The following is a 14,175-nucleotide window of genomic DNA, read 5'->3' as shown; positions in this document are numbered from 1 at the left end:
TGCCGGTCTAGTTGAATGCCGGCAGCACGAAGATCGCGATATTGACCAGCAGGCCGAGGCTGTAGATCGATGAGCGCGCCGTCGATTGATCGAAGATGTACAGCAGCCCGTGAGCCACCCGTAACAGAAGATAGAGAACTGCAAGCCAGTTCACGGTGCTGACCGGCGCGCCCATGGTCAGCGCAACGATCACCGCGGCTGCGAAGAACGGAAAATTCTCGTAGGCATTCTGATGCGCGGCGTAGGCGCGGCGCTTTTTCGGTGGGAGCTCCTCGTAGTCCTCGCGCGGATAGTGATTGTCGCTTTCCACGCCGAACTTGGCATAGCTGACCCAGACGATTGGCAGCAACGCCGCAACCAGAACGCACCAATAGGCCAGCGGCATGACAACGCATCTCCCGTTGCGCGATGGAGCGTGGATGCAGGTTTCATCGCGAACCGTCAAGACATGCTACGCAGCAACGTCTCATCGGGAACATATCTGCCGTTGGGCCGTTACTGATGCGGACGAAATTCCAAAGAACATCCATCGCAGCGTTCCGCGAGGCCGATGTGACCATCGCAGGGATCGGCAGAGACGCCAGAACCCAAACGCCAATCGCCAACCTGAATCCAAGAGGTCGCAACGTGGCAAAACCTCCGCTGCAGGATCCCCAGGAAGTCCCACCGGCGAAGCCTGGTCAGCCTTCCGAGCCTCCGATGGAAAATCCACCGGGCAATCCGCAGCCTGAAGTGCCGCCGCCAGCAAACGACCCGGCAGAGCCGTCGCATCCGCAAGAGCTTCCCGGAAATGCGCCCGATGAATTGCCGGTGCGCGGACCGGGCGCGCCGCAATCGCCATCAGGTCCCGTGTCGAACGCGACGGATTAATATCCATTCATTCAGCGCGGTGCGATTGGCATTGATCTTCAAATAATGCGACTCTCATCGCGCTTCGCCACATTGCCGCCCAACGATTACTCGCTGATCGGCAAATCGGAACGGAATTACAGACTTCGCTTCACCTTCGCAGATGTAAATTGTTCTCAACACCCAAGGACATCATGACGAAAATCAGATTGATACTGCTCGCAACCACCGCGATCTCGGCCACCGCACTGACGCAGTCTCCAGCGTCCGCTGACCCGATCATCGTTGCGCAAGCAGCGCAACCTGACCAGAAGCAAGCACCCAAGGCTCCGCCAAAAGCACCGCCGAAGGCAGCGCCGCCGAAAGCCGCTCCTCCAGCGGCCGCGCCGAAAGCTCCGCCACCGGCTGCACGTCCCACACCGCCGGCCCCGCCGAAGGCTGCCCCTCCAGTTGCACCCAAAGCGCCGCCTCCTGCTGCTCCGAAGGCCGCGCCTCCTTCCGCACCGGAGGCTCCACCGGCCCCACCAAAAGCTGCACCGACTCCTCCCGCCGCTCCGAAGGCAGCCCCTCCGTCTGCTGCGCCGAAGGCCGCGCCCGAGTCTCCCAAGACTGCGCCTACTCCGCCTGCTGCTGCCCCGAAAGCCGCACCACCTCCGCCACCGCCCGCAGCTGCGCCCAAGGCACCTGCGCCCAAGGCTGCTCCGACTCAAACGCCACCGGCAAAGGGCACGCCTCCGGCCGCAACGACGCCGAACGCACCACCGGTGCCCCCCGGTGTTCGCGACGTCACGCCGCCGCGCTCCGCACCCAATGGCGAGCCCGCAAGACCGGGCGCGACCCCGCCTGCTCCCGGCACGCCACCGGCGACCCAGACCGCTCCGGGAACTGCGCCTGCTCCCGGCACTCCCGATCGCGGGCCGCGAACCGAGCGCCGCGGACCGCCTCCCGGTATGCCTGCAGGCACGCCCGCCACACCAGTCACCGCGCCGGTTGCGGCACCGCTGCCGCCTGCGCCAGCCATTACCGCCAAGCCTATTCCTGCCGGCAGCCCGCGCCCTGGCGCGGTCAATATCGACCAGATCCGCAGGGAGCGTCGCCAGACCACGGAGGGTGGGCGCACCATCATCCGCGAACCGGGCCGCGTCATTATCAAGGACCCGAACGGACAGTCGTTCATTCGCCACAGCGATGTCGACCGCTTCCGCTACGGCGCGCGTGATGTGAAAGTTCAGCGGCAGGGCAACGACACCCGCACGGTGATCGTGCGCCCTGACGGCACCCAGATCATCACCCTCAATGACAACAACGGACGGCTGCTGCGCCGCGTCCGCCGCGACCAGCGCGGCCGCGAGATCGTCATTATCGATAACCGACGTCGCGGCCCCGATGGTAGAGCCATCGCGGCCGGCGTAGCCGCCGGTGTCGTTGCCGGAGCGATCGGCGGCTACTTCGTCGCGCTGCCGCCGCCGACGCTGCACATTCCGCACGACCGTTACATCGTCGAAGCGGAAGATGCTTCGCCGGAGCTGATCTACGAAACGCTGGTCGCGCCGCCGGTGGAACGCCTCGAGCGCAGCTACACGCTTGACGAAATCCGCTACAGCCCGTCGGTGCGCCAACGCATGCCGTCGGTAGATCTCGACACCATCACGTTCGAAACCGGATCGGCGGAAATTCCGCCCGATCAGGCCGCGAAACTGCAGGTGATTGCCGATGGCATCAATCGCGCCATCCAGAGAAACCCCAGCACGGTGTTCCTGATCGAGGGCCATACCGATGCGGTCGGCAACGATGACGACAACCTGTCGCTGTCGGACCGTCGCGCGGAATCGGCGGCAGCGCTGCTCACGCAGCAATTCAATGTGCCTCCGGAAAACCTCACGTCACAGGGCTACGGCGAGCAGTACCTCAAGGTCCCGAACGACGGACCCGAGCGGCGCAACCGTCGCGTGACGGTTCGCAACATCACGCCGCTGCTCAATGGCGGCCAGGCCAATGCGGCACCGCCGCCGCGCTGAGTCGGCGAAAGGCCAAAATCAAAACGGCCGGGAGCAATCCCGGCCGTTTTTGCTTAAGAGACAATCGTACAGACCTTTCAGACCCGCCTAATCTCCGAGGGAGGAATCAGATTCACCTTGCCGGTGACATCGCCCTTCATGCGCAGCGAAAACCCACGCTGCAAATAATCTTCGATCTGGTCGTCTCGAATCGAAAGCTGATTCTTGGCGTGATGTTTCACATCACCCAGGGCAGGGTCCGCGACGCGGTAGAGTCCGTTGGGATATCGGTGGGGTGTAAAGACTTCCCCGTCCAGCCCTATCCGCTCCCAGCCCATATGTGGAATCCCATCCTGTGACTCACCGACGATAAATGAAGGTGAGCCGATTGGAGCGCTACAACCCCAGCTTCCGCTTGCGCTGGCCGAGCGTGCGCAGCCGCAATGCGTTAAGCTTGATGAAGCCGGCGGCATCGCGATGATCGTAAGCGACCGCGCCTTCCTCGAAGGTGACGAGATCCTGATCGTAGAGCGAATACCTGCTCTCGCGGCCGATCAGAATGACGTTGCCCTTGTAGAGTTTCAGCCGCACTTGCCCGGTGACGAACTTTTGGCTGTTGTCGATCGCCGCCTGCAGCATCTCGCGTTCCGGCGCGAACCAGAATCCGTTGTAGACCAGTTCGGCATATTTCGGCATCAGCTCATCCTTGAGATGTGCCGCGCCGCTATCGAGCGTGATCTGCTCGATGCCGCGATGAGCCTGCAGCAGGATGGTGCCGCCCGGCGTCTCATACATGCCGCGCGATTTCATGCCGACGAAACGGTTCTCGACCAGATCGAGACGGCCAATGCCGTTGGCGCGGCCGAGTTCGTTGAGCTTCGCAAGCAACGTCGCCGGCGACATCTTCTTGCCGTCGATGGCGACCGCATCGCCCTGCTCGAAATCGATGGTGATGACGGTCGGCTGATCCGGCGCCTTCTCCGGATCGATGGTGCGCGAATAGACGTAATCCGGCACTTCCTGCGCCGGATCTTCCAGCACCTTGCCCTCGGATGAGGCGTGAAGGAGGTTGGCGTCGACCGAGAACGGCGCTTCGCCGCGCTTGTCCTTGGCGATCGGAATCTGGTGCTGCTCCGCGAACGCGATCAGTTGTTCGCGCGAGCGCAGATCCCATTCGCGCCACGGCGCGATGATGGTGATGTCCGGCTTCAGCGCATAATAGCCAAGTTCGAAACGGACCTGATCGTTGCCCTTGCCGGTCGCGCCGTGCGACACCGCGTCGGCGCCGACCTTCTCGGCGATCTCGATCTGCTTCTTGGCGATCAGCGGGCGCGCGATCGAGGTGCCGAGCAGGTACTGCCCCTCATAGACCGCGTTGGCGCGAAACATCGGAAACACGTAGTCGCGAACGAATTCCTCGCGCAGATCCTCGATGAAAATATTCTCGGGCTTGATGCCGAGCAGCAGCGCCTTCTTGCGCGCCGGCTCAAGCTCCTCGCCCTGGCCGAGATCGGCGGTGAATGTCACCACCTCGCAGCCATAGGTGGTCTGCAGCCATTTCAGAATGATCGAGGTGTCGAGCCCGCCGGAATAGGCGAGCACTACCTTCTTGACGTCCTTGGTCATGGGAATCCTGTCGGAATAAATGCCGGAAACGGGCCGAATTCGGCGGGACCATAAAGCGAATTCCGGCAAAACGGAAACCCGGATTTACCCCGAAATTGGCCTCTTTTTCGCGCCGGGACGCGACTTCAGGGCAAGGCCTTGATACCATCGGAGCCGGTTGCCGATACGGTCTCGGTCCCCGGCCGCAGTCGTGGCGCCGGGCCGACATCGTGGCCGCGCAGCTTCTGCAGCCAGCGATAACCTGGCCACGCCACACGCGTCAGCCACGCATCGACGCCCTCGTCGGTCAGCCGGGTCGAGGGCCAGCGGTAGATCAGGGCATAGGCGAGCCAGATCACGAAGAATGTCACCAGCGCCGCAGCCATGACGTCGGTGAAGAAATGTCCCCCGAACGCAACACGTCCGCCGCTGATGGCGACCCCGAACGCCGTGGCGCCAACGTAAGCGAGCGGCCGCCATGCCGGGGGCGCGAGCGTTGCCGGCGCGTAGGTCCAGAATGCGGTCGCGCCTTCCCCGGAGAAGAACGAACAGTTCTTTGGACATTGGCCGCGCGGGTCCCACCACGGCATGAACTTCAGGTTGCCGTTAAACTCGGCGACGGATGTCGGGCGCGGGCGGCTCCAGTGCGACTTGAACGCCGCGTTCGGCAGGATGATCGCCGACAGGAAAATCGTCACCAGCAGAAATGTCATGGCGCGGCCCGACATCATCAGCGGCTTCACCGGACGCGCCAGTTTCACAATCAGCGCAACCATGGCCGGAAAGGTGAAGGCCCATGAAATCCACATCGCGGCAAAACGGATGATCTCCGCGCCGGCCCTGGTCTGCAGCGGGAATGTCTTGGTCACCGGATTGTAGAACAGTGCCGTGATTTTCAGATCCAGCCCGGTGTAGACGCCGAACAGCAATCCGAAAAACAACGCCAGCGCCAATGCGACGAAAAGACCTGTCCGGTTCATGGCGGGTGTGTAGCCGACACCGGCAAGCCTGAAAAGGGCCGCGGCGACGGACAATCGCGACGGCTGGGCGATCCGTGGCAACCCATGCTAGCGTCCGGCCATTACCAAGGAGCGCCGCCCATCATGCCCAAGCCGGTTCTGGATTTCTGGTTCGACTTTGCCTCGGTCTATTCGTTCCTGACGTCGATGCGGATCGCGCAGCTGGCGGCGGAGGCCGGCGTCGAGATCCGCTGGCGGCCGTTTCTGCTCGGTCCCATCTTCCAGTCGCAGGGAATGAAGGACTCACCTTTCAACCTGTTTCCGGTGAAGGGCCAGCATATGATCCGCGACGTCACGCGGACCGCCGAGGAGATCGGTGTCGGCTTTCAGTGGCCGGATCATTTTCCGCAATCGGCGGTGCCGGCATCGCGCGTCGCGCTGGTCGGGTTGCAGGAGGGATGGGGTGAGGATTTCAGCCGGGCCATCTTCCGCGCCGAGTACGTCGACAATCGCGTGATCTCGGATCAAGCGGTGATCGCGAGTGTTCTCACGCACCTCAAGGTGCCGGTCGACGCAACATTCGCCAAGGCCCAGTCCGATGCGATCAAATCGAAACTGCGCGACCAAACTGCCGACGCGCAGGCCCGTGGCTTTTTCGGCGCACCGACCTTCACCACCGCGAGCGGTGAAATGTTCTGGGGCAATGACCGGCTCGAACAGGCGCTACGCTGGGCGGTGCGCGAAGGCGCTTGATCAGGACAGCCATCACCCAAGCAGCCAGCGGAATGCCCGGCGCAATTCATCCGCGCCGTTTCGGTCATACCAGCGGCCGTGAGCGAGAATCACACGCTCGGGATTCCAGCCGATCATCGTCTCAATGGCTGCCTTCAGTTGCGCCCGATCCCTTCGGAACGTCACCCGCATGTCGCGCGGCATTTGCCCGTCGGGATCCTGCACGCCGCCGAGCCGCGTCAGCCAGCGCATCCACACCGAGTCGATTTTGCGCGGCTCGAAATTTTCGATTGCATCGGTGAGGATCAGTGTCCGGCTGGCGCGATGAAAGAAGACGACCTCGGTCATGTACGTGCCAGTCAATCGAAGGATGGCAATCGCCGGATCCCACGGATAACCGCTGTCGTGATCCAGCGTCAGGCAATGAAAGTCGATGCGGTCGCCAGCCTGCTCCCTGATGCGAGGCGCAAGATAAACGCGCGCATCGGCATAGGCGCGATGCCACTCCGGAATCCACCAATAATGAATCCGGTTGGGACCGATGATCCATCGCGGCTGTCCCACTGCCTCGATCTCAGCCTTCAGTTCCGGCGTCAGGGGCGTCGGCGAATGAAGCAGCAGATCGTGGCCGACACGCACGACGGTCATCCGGGTCGGAAATGGCATCTTCGGCCACGGCGCGCCAAAACGGATAATCGGGCCATCGACGATCCATATATCGTCGGCGACGCGCTTCAGCGTGTTGAGCGGCGGATAGGTCTGATGCGAGTTGTCGTTCATCGCGCCTCGCCGGTCAGGGGTGGCCTAGAATCCCGCCCGCTATCCTGTGGGCCGATCTACGCGCTCGGAGCCGCGCCACGCACCGGCGTTGCGGCCTGCGATCATCCAGTAGATGACGCCGCCGAGAATTCCTGCGCCGACCATCACTTCAAGATGACGGCGCACAATGCCGTCGAACGACCACGACACCGTGTCGAACGGAATAAACCCGAGATAGCAGCACAGGCCGGCGAGACCGCCGGCCACCGCATAGGCGAGAATGTTGCGGATATAGAATGCCTCGGTAATCAGAACGGCGATCAGCGCCGGCAGCAGCGCGAAACCGCTGACAAGAACGAATCCGAAACCGAGGATGATATTGATCGTATCCTGGTTCATCGGTTCGAGCGACAGGTCGGTCATCTCGGGAAACAGCAGCGCGAACACGATGACGAAGCCGGCCACCAGACATGCCGCCACAAATCCGAAGAAAATCGCGAACAATCGTCCGATCAAAGCCATCCGGATTCGCCTGCCTGCTTCAGTCCGTCATCGCCATGGCGCGCAGCGCCTGACGTTCGCGCGCCGACAGCTTTTCGGATTCAGATTTAAGCTGGCCGCAGGCGGCAAGAATGTCGCGGCCACGCGGCGTCCGCACCGGCGACGAGTAACCGGCGTTGAAGACATACTCGGAGAATTTTTCGATCTGGTCCCAGTCCGAGCACTCGTACCTGGTGCCCGGCCACGGATTGAACGGAATGAGATTGATCTTGGCCGGGATGCCCTTGAGCAGCTTCACCAGCAGCTTGGCATCGTCGAGCGAGTCGTTGACGCCCTTCAGCATGACGTATTCGAAAGTGATGCGGCGCGAATTCGACGAGCCCGGATAGGCGCGGCAGGCGTCCAGCAATTCAGCGATCGGATATTTCTTGTTCAGCGGCACCAATTCGTTGCGCAATTCGTCGCGCACCGCGTGAAGCGAGATCGCCAGCATGACGCCGATCTCGTCGCCCGTGCGCGCAATGTTCGGCACCACGCCGGAGGTCGACAGGGTAATGCGCCGCCGCGAGAGCCCGATGCCTTCGCCATCAGAGACGATCAGCAGCGCATCGCGCACCGCATCGAAATTATACAGCGGCTCGCCCATGCCCATCATCACCACGTTGGTGACGAGGCGGTTGCCGCTCGGCGTCTCTCGATCGGCCCAGTCGTTGAGCCGATCGCGCGCCACCATCACCTGCCCGACGATCTCGCCTGCGGTGAGATTGCGCACCAAACGCTGCGTGCCGGTGTGGCAGAACGTGCAGTTCAGCGTGCAACCGACCTGCGACGAGACGCACAGCGTGCCGCGATCGGTCTCGGGAATGTAGACGCACTCGACCTCGTGCGGCCGCTCGGATGCGTGCCCGCTCGGGAGACGCAGCAGCCATTTGCGGGTGCCGTCATTCGAGATCTGCTCGGCAACGACCTCGGGTCGGTCAACGGTGAAATGTTGTTCAAGTTCGGCACGCATGCCCTTCGACACATTCGACATCTCATCGAAGGTTTGAGCGCCGCGCACATACATCCAGTGCCAGAGTTGCTGGACCCGCATCTTGCGCTGACCGGGCGCGACACCGATCGCGCCGAGCTGCTCGGCCAGTTCGGCGCGCGACAGTCCGATTAGCGACGGCTTGGCCGGCGGCACATAGGTTTCCAGCGCGACTTTTTCCAAAGGCGCATCGCGCAGGGACGCCTGCGGCTGGATTGCCTCTGTCGGGATCGATGTCATGGCCTCACATCCGGATTGAGGAGCGGCTTGCCCGCACCCGCGATGAACCGGCCCCGGCCCGCCGCAAGAACCCTCACTGAAACAATAGCTTGCGCGTATTCCCAAGGCAAAGCCGGATCGTGCCCGTGCTCTGCAAGGCTCACATACGCATCATCGCGGGGAACATCAATCGTTCCCGTCGCATCCCGCGCCCCTCCGCAGCGGGCGGGCAAGTGCCCTGCAGCCTATTTGCCGCAGTCCTGAGCCAGCCGGTCGAGCGCCTGGGTCAACCCCTTGAGCGAAAAGACATCGGTGGTCTCGGTGCCGCGCGTGGACACACCGGTCACCGTTACATCGGCGCCCTTGCGCAGCGCATCCACAAGACGGCTCTCTTCAGCGGCGTTCTTGATCCACAGGCCGTCGCCCTGCGCATACATGTCGAACTTCGTCTTGCCGATCTCCATCGCGGAGTCTGATCCGGGCTTGAGCGGATAGCCGATCATGATCGACACCTCGTTCACCACCTTTTCCGCAGGGCGGTTGGAAATGAACGCATAGGCCGGATCGCGTGGACGATTCGGCGGATTGGTTTTCGACGACGTCGGCTTCGACAGCGCAAAACAGACTTTCCGGCCGCTCGGCGACGCGACGTAAGCGCCCCACGATCCGAATTGTCCGACCAGCGTCGGTTCCTCGCTGCCGGCAGCGGCGGGCTTGGGCGACGTGGCATGTTTGGCAGCGGGCTTCGCCGGCGCTTTCGGAGCAGGAGCAGCGGTCTTGGATTTTGTCTGCGCGACAGCGACGCTGGAAAACCCGCACGCGAGCACAATTGCCGCAAAGACCGTCACACTTCGCCGCACCACCATGAGCGAACCTCCTTCTGTTAGAAACGTCCCGGAGATCGCCCCGACTCCCTCGACATCATGTTCATGAAATAGCCGGAAAATCCGATTCTGGAAAGGCAATCAGCCGCTTAATACCGTCGCAAGGGAAATGACGGAACCAGATTGAACGGAGCAATGCGTCAGTTTTTTGTCCGCAGGCTGCGCCGGTGCATTTCCCATTGCTCATCGGTCCAGCCGAGAAGGTCTTCAGCGCCCGAACTGCGCAAGTGCGCGCCGCCATCGATCGCGGCCATCTCGCCGTTGATGTAACCGGCGCGATCGGACACCAGAAAACTCGCGAGGTCCGCAAGCTCCTGATGTTCTCCGACGCGGCCGAGCGGATTGCGGCTCGCCGGACCTGCGGCAGCCCGGCCTTGCGGATGCAGCCCTGCCGATGCGCCTGCGGTTGGAAACGGCCCCGGCGCGATCGCCACGGTGCGAATGCCTTTCGGACCCCATTCCACCGCGAGGCTGCGCGTCATCGCCAGCAGGCCGGACTTCGCCATCGCCGACGGCACGGTGAAGGCGCGGCCAGTCAGCGTCGACGTCGACAGAATGCTCAACACCACACCGCGCCCGCCGGTGTCGATCCAGCGTTTCCCCGCGGCGATGGTGCAATACAGCGCACCATGCAGCGTCGGTGCGAGTATCGCATCGGCCGCGCGGGCCGACAGATGCTCGGTCTGCGCGATGAACGTCGCCGCCGCGTTATTGACCAGAACATCCAGCGCGCCGTCACGCCAGATTGCGTCCATCATGGTTTCCACCGCGGCCGCATCGCAAATGTCGCAGGGATGAATCGCAACCGTGACGCCGAAATCCTGTTTCAGCGCGACCGCAGTCTGTTCGAGATTCTCGCGCCGCCGCCCGCAGATGACGAGATCGGCACCCAGTTCCGCAAAGCGCCGGCCCATTGCGACGCCGAGGCCCGAGCCGCCGCCGGTCACCAGAATCCGCTTTCCCTTCAACAATCCCGGCTCGAACATCTGGAACACCTCATCGCAGTACTTTGAACGCATGTGTTTGCAACACATTAGCCGCCACGCAACGCTTTTCTGCCCGAGCGCGTTTTAAACGCGGCGGGTTCAAACCGGATTGTCGCCGGGCTTCAAATCCGCCATGAAGATCGTCAGACGAGTTTCCCTTATTTCAGGTGCCCCACATGAAAGCTGTTCTCTGTTCACAATTCTGCGGTCCCGACGATCTCGTTCTGACCGATATTCCGGACCCGGTCGCGGGCCCCGGTGAAGCGGTGATCGCCATCAAGTCTGCGGCACTGAACTTCTTCGATCTGCTGATGATCCAGGGCAAGTATCAGGTGAAGCCGCCGTTCCCGTTCTCGCCTGCCGCCGAGATCGCCGGCGTGATCGAAAGCGTCGGCGCCGGCGTCACCGATCTCAAGCCGGGCGACCGTGTCGCCGCATCGATCGGCCACAACGGCGCGCGCGAGAAAGTTGCGGTCGCTACCACGCAGATCGTGAAAATTCCTGACAATCTCGACTTCGACCGCGCCGCCGGTGTGATCGTGATTTACGGCACCGCGCTTCATGCGCTGCAGGATCGCGCCGATCCGAAGCCGGGTGAAACCCTCGCGGTGTTCGGCGCGGCCGGCGGCACCGGCCTTGCGGCCTGCGAACTCGGCAAGGTGCTCGGCCTCAAGGTGATCGCCTGCGCCTCATCCGACGAGAAGCTTGCCTTCGCCAAACAGCACGGCGCCGAACTGACTATCAACTACGCCAAGGAAGATTTGAAGGAAGCGCTCAAGCGCATCGGCGGCGACAAGGGCATCGACATCGTGTTCGATCCGGTCGGCGGCAGCTTCGCCGAAGCCGGCGTGCGGGCATCGGCGTGGAAAGGCCGTTTCCTTGTGATCGGATTCGCCGGCGGCGAGATTCCGAAAATCCCGCTCAACCTCGCTTTGCTCAAGGGTTGCGACATCCGCGGCGTTTTCTGGGGCGCCTACATGAAGCGTGATCCGAAAGACGGCCGCGCCAATCTCGAAAAGCTGATGCAGTGGGCCGCCGACGGAAAAATCTCGTCACACGTCGACCGCACCTTCCCGCTGGCACAAACCACCGACGCGTTGAAGGTGCTCGCCGGACGTCAGGCGATGGGCAAGGTGATCCTGCATCCGTGACTCGAATCTCGCTCCGTCCCTAGATGCGTCATGGCCGGGCTTGTCCCGGCCATCCACGTTTTAGCAACCAAAGGCAAGGCGTGGATGCCCGGCACAAGGCCGGACATGACATCCGATGTCAGCCATCCGCCTCATCCAGCCCGCGCTGGAGCGCCGAATGCGCCGCCTCCCGATGCTCTGGCTTAATGTTGCTCGCGACCATCCGAATCGCAGTCGCAAGCACGGCGGCGTCATCGGTGAATCCGAGCACCGGCAACATGTCCGGCATGAAATCGAACGGCAGCACGAAATAGGCGATCGCGCCGAGCAGCGCAGCCTGAACGTGGCGCGGCGTCTCGCGGTCGAACGCACAATAATAAGCCGCGAGTAAATCCTCGACAAAAGGCAGCTTCGCCGCGACGCGCTTGAGCTTGATCCAGAAACTCTTGCGCACGCGCTCGGGATCTTTCGCCAGCCGCTCGGCCGGTTCAAAATCGACGGTACGTTCGGACGTCATCACGCAGCCTCTCGAAGCGTCGCGGACCGCAATGCCGCACATCCGTCATGTGGTGATTTGCCTGCGCCGCGACAAGAGAATGTAGTGCGCCGCTAAATTCCGGCGATCCGGTTCATCGCCTCCGCCAGCGTCACGTCACGTTCGGTGACACCTCCCGCGTCGTGGGTGGTGAGCACGACCTCGACCGTCTTGTAGACGTTGCGCCACTCGGGATGATGATCGTTCTTCTCGGCCACCAGCGCCGCACGGGTCATGAAGCCGAAGGCCTCGTTGAAATCCTTGAACACGAATGTCCGCGCGATGGCGTCCCGCCCGGCGACATCGGACCAGCCCTTGAGCTTCGTCAGCGCCGAACGCCGTGTCTCCGCCGAAAGCTTTTGAACCATCATCCTCTCCCTGTTCACGACGGCGTGACCTTACACCTTCCAAAGTCCCGGCGACTGGAACTTTCGGAGTCCGACGCGAACCATCATCCGGCCACAATGATCCCCGTCAACCATCCTGACATCAACTGCGGCGCGCCTGCATGAAACCTGATATAAACCACGGGCGAGCGATCGCCAGCAGAACCGGTGACGAATGGACCTGAGGAGTGGACCGGCCGAGGTTTCCGCGCGTGATCCGCCTGGATCGCCGACGCCCCGCCGCACAACATCGCGCGTGACGCTCGTCATTGTCGCTATGATACTCGGGCTTGTCGCCGTTCTCGGCGGCGCGACCTATTACTTCACCCGCCCTGTCACCCTGCGCATTGCGGTCGGCCCGCCGAACAGCGACGACGTCAAGGTCGTCCAGGCGATCGCGCAAGCCTTCGCCCGCGAACACGCCCACATCCGCCTTCGTCCCATTGTCACGGAAGGTGCTGCGGCGAGCGCTGCCAGTCTCGCGGCGAACAACTCCGATCTCGCCATCGTGCGCGGCGACCTCGACATGTCGAAGGACGCCCAGGCCGTCGCCTATCTACGCAAGAACTTTGCCGTCCTGTGGGCGCCGGGTAGCAAATCGAAAAAAAATCAGATCAAGTCGATCAAGCAACTCGCCGGCCATCGCATCGGCGTGATCGGCAAGACGCCGGCCAACGTCAATCTGCTCAAGGTCATTCTTGAGTATTCGGGCGTAAAGGCGGAAAGCGTACAAACCGTCCAGTTCAGCACCAACGGCATTTCGGAAGCCGTGCGCAACCAGAAGCTCGACGCCTGGCTCGCCGTCGGCCCGCTCAACAGCCGTATCACCGCGGAAGCCATTGCCGCGACATCGCGTGCCGGGGCAGAGCCGACATTCCTGTCGGTCGAGGCCTCGGAGGCGATCGCACAGAAGGTCGCGGCTTACGATTCCGGTGAAATTCCCGCCGGCACGTTCAGCGCCGCTCCGTTGCGGCCGGACGACACCGTGACCACCATCAGCTTCGGCCATCACTTCGTCGCCCGCAAAGCGCTGTCCGAAGCCACGGTTGCCGCCTTCACCCGGCAGTTGTTTGGCGTCAGGCAATCGATCCTCAACGAATTTCCGCAGGCGGCGAAAATCGAAACACCGGACACCGACAAGGATGCCGCGATCACCGTGCATCCGGGCGCCGCAGCCTATGTCGACGGCGAGGAAAAAACCTTCCTCGACAAGTACAGCGATTATATCTGGGGCAGCATCATGCTGCTGTCGGCGCTCGGCTCGGTCGGCGCGTGGTTCGCTGGCTACCTGAAGCGCGACGAGCGCACCGGAAATACATCGCAGCGCGAGCGCCTGCTCGAAATGCTGACAGCGGCGCGAAAATCGGACTCCATCGACGACCTCGACGCAATGCAGGCCGAAGCGGACATCATCATGCGCGAGACGCTGCACTGCTTCGAGGATGGCGCCATCACCGAGGGATCGCTGACCGCGTTCAGCATCGCGCTCGAGCAGTTCCATAACGCCGTCGCCGACCGCAAGACCTTCCTGATCGAGATGCCGGAACGGCCATCGCGGCCACGACCGCAGGTCGCCTGACCCCCCCGGGGCCGGGCGGGAACC

The 14,175-nt window shown here is 62.6% G+C and carries 17 protein-coding genes; 4 read left to right on the top strand and 13 right to left on the bottom strand.

The window, feature by feature from the left end:
- Positions 1–7: 7 nt before the first annotated feature.
- The 3 genes from ASC80_RS19335 to ASC80_RS24670 form a co-directional block, all read right to left on the bottom strand.
- A complete protein-coding gene (locus tag ASC80_RS19335; RefSeq protein ID WP_056300646.1) occupies positions 8–385 on the bottom strand; it encodes an MAPEG family protein in 378 nt (125 codons plus the stop codon).
- A 743-nt stretch (positions 386–1,128) separates the two neighbouring features.
- Positions 1,129–1,386 carry a hypothetical protein gene (locus ASC80_RS24675; RefSeq protein ID WP_056300645.1) on the bottom strand — a complete coding sequence of 86 codons (258 nt, stop codon included), beginning with the start codon at positions 1,384–1,386 and terminating at the stop codon, positions 1,129–1,131.
- 169 nt (positions 1,387–1,555) lie between these two features.
- A complete protein-coding gene (locus ASC80_RS24670; RefSeq protein WP_349509673.1) occupies positions 1,556–1,753 on the bottom strand; it encodes a hypothetical protein in 198 nt (65 codons plus the stop codon).
- Positions 1,754–1,799: 46 nt separating this feature from the next.
- On the opposite strand from ASC80_RS24670, the gene ASC80_RS24665 reads away from it, so the two are divergent.
- On the top strand, positions 1,800–2,867 hold the full coding sequence (locus ASC80_RS24665) for an OmpA family protein (RefSeq protein WP_349509672.1): 1,068 nt from the start codon (positions 1,800–1,802) through the stop codon (positions 2,865–2,867).
- Positions 2,868–2,944: 77 nt separating this feature from the next.
- Here ASC80_RS24665 and ASC80_RS19315 read toward each other — a convergent pair whose 3' ends face one another.
- The 3 genes from ASC80_RS19315 to ASC80_RS19305 form a co-directional block, all read right to left on the bottom strand.
- Positions 2,945–3,184, bottom strand: coding sequence for a hypothetical protein (locus ASC80_RS19315; protein WP_056300643.1), 240 nt, complete (start codon positions 3,182–3,184; stop codon positions 2,945–2,947).
- A 58-nt stretch (positions 3,185–3,242) separates the two neighbouring features.
- On the bottom strand, positions 3,243–4,472 hold the full coding sequence (locus ASC80_RS19310) for an argininosuccinate synthase (RefSeq protein ID WP_056300640.1): 1,230 nt from the start codon (positions 4,470–4,472) through the stop codon (positions 3,243–3,245).
- Positions 4,473–4,597: 125 nt separating this feature from the next.
- Positions 4,598–5,431 carry a phosphatase PAP2 family protein gene (locus tag ASC80_RS19305; protein ID WP_056301090.1) on the bottom strand — a complete coding sequence of 278 codons (834 nt, stop codon included), beginning with the start codon at positions 5,429–5,431 and terminating at the stop codon, positions 4,598–4,600.
- A 123-nt stretch (positions 5,432–5,554) separates the two neighbouring features.
- On the opposite strand from ASC80_RS19305, the gene ASC80_RS19300 reads away from it, so the two are divergent.
- Positions 5,555–6,163, top strand: coding sequence for a 2-hydroxychromene-2-carboxylate isomerase (locus ASC80_RS19300; protein WP_056301088.1), 609 nt, complete (start codon positions 5,555–5,557; stop codon positions 6,161–6,163).
- 12 nt (positions 6,164–6,175) lie between these two features.
- Here the strand turns inward: ASC80_RS19300 and ASC80_RS19295 are convergent, their stop codons facing one another.
- From ASC80_RS19295 to ASC80_RS19275, 5 genes are all read right to left on the bottom strand, one after another.
- Positions 6,176–6,922, bottom strand: a complete 747-nt coding sequence (locus ASC80_RS19295) for a DUF4336 domain-containing protein (protein ID WP_056300635.1) — start codon at positions 6,920–6,922, stop codon at positions 6,176–6,178.
- A 39-nt stretch (positions 6,923–6,961) separates the two neighbouring features.
- Entirely contained in the window at positions 6,962–7,423 is a 462-nt protein-coding gene (locus ASC80_RS19290) for a hypothetical protein (protein ID WP_056300632.1), read from the bottom strand.
- A 19-nt stretch (positions 7,424–7,442) separates the two neighbouring features.
- A complete protein-coding gene (gene rlmN, locus ASC80_RS19285) occupies positions 7,443–8,672 on the bottom strand; it encodes a dual-specificity RNA methyltransferase RlmN (RefSeq protein ID WP_056300629.1) in 1,230 nt (409 codons plus the stop codon).
- A 224-nt stretch (positions 8,673–8,896) separates the two neighbouring features.
- Positions 8,897–9,517, bottom strand: a complete 621-nt coding sequence (locus tag ASC80_RS19280) for an invasion associated locus B family protein (protein ID WP_056300626.1) — start codon at positions 9,515–9,517, stop codon at positions 8,897–8,899.
- Positions 9,518–9,675: 158 nt separating this feature from the next.
- Positions 9,676–10,521: an SDR family oxidoreductase gene (locus ASC80_RS19275; RefSeq protein ID WP_056301086.1), complete on the bottom strand. Its 846-nt coding sequence runs from the start codon at positions 10,519–10,521 to the stop codon at positions 9,676–9,678.
- Positions 10,522–10,697: 176 nt separating this feature from the next.
- On the opposite strand from ASC80_RS19275, the gene ASC80_RS19270 reads away from it, so the two are divergent.
- Positions 10,698–11,672 (top strand): NADPH:quinone oxidoreductase family protein, encoded by a 975-nt coding sequence (locus ASC80_RS19270; RefSeq protein WP_056300624.1) that lies wholly within the window; start codon positions 10,698–10,700, stop codon positions 11,670–11,672.
- Between the two features lie 118 nt (positions 11,673–11,790).
- Here ASC80_RS19270 and ASC80_RS19265 read toward each other — a convergent pair whose 3' ends face one another.
- Both ASC80_RS19265 and ASC80_RS19260 read right to left on the bottom strand, forming a co-directional pair.
- Positions 11,791–12,168, bottom strand: a complete 378-nt coding sequence (locus ASC80_RS19265) for a YkvA family protein (RefSeq protein ID WP_056301083.1) — start codon at positions 12,166–12,168, stop codon at positions 11,791–11,793.
- A gap of 92 nt (positions 12,169–12,260) precedes the next feature.
- Positions 12,261–12,572: a 4a-hydroxytetrahydrobiopterin dehydratase gene (locus ASC80_RS19260; RefSeq protein WP_283805055.1), complete on the bottom strand. Its 312-nt coding sequence runs from the start codon at positions 12,570–12,572 to the stop codon at positions 12,261–12,263.
- Between the two features lie 175 nt (positions 12,573–12,747).
- Here ASC80_RS19260 and ASC80_RS19255 point away from each other — a divergent pair, with 175 nt between their 5' ends.
- On the top strand, positions 12,748–14,151 hold the full coding sequence (locus ASC80_RS19255) for a TAXI family TRAP transporter solute-binding subunit (protein WP_056300618.1): 1,404 nt from the start codon (positions 12,748–12,750) through the stop codon (positions 14,149–14,151).
- Positions 14,152–14,175 lie beyond the last annotated feature (24 nt).

Source organism: Afipia sp. Root123D2 (assembly GCF_001425835.1).
In the GTDB taxonomy this organism is placed as follows: Bacteria; Pseudomonadota; Alphaproteobacteria; order Rhizobiales; family Xanthobacteraceae; genus Afipia.
Note: the sequence above shows the minus strand (reverse complement) of the source record. Positions and strands in the feature narration are given on the sequence as shown.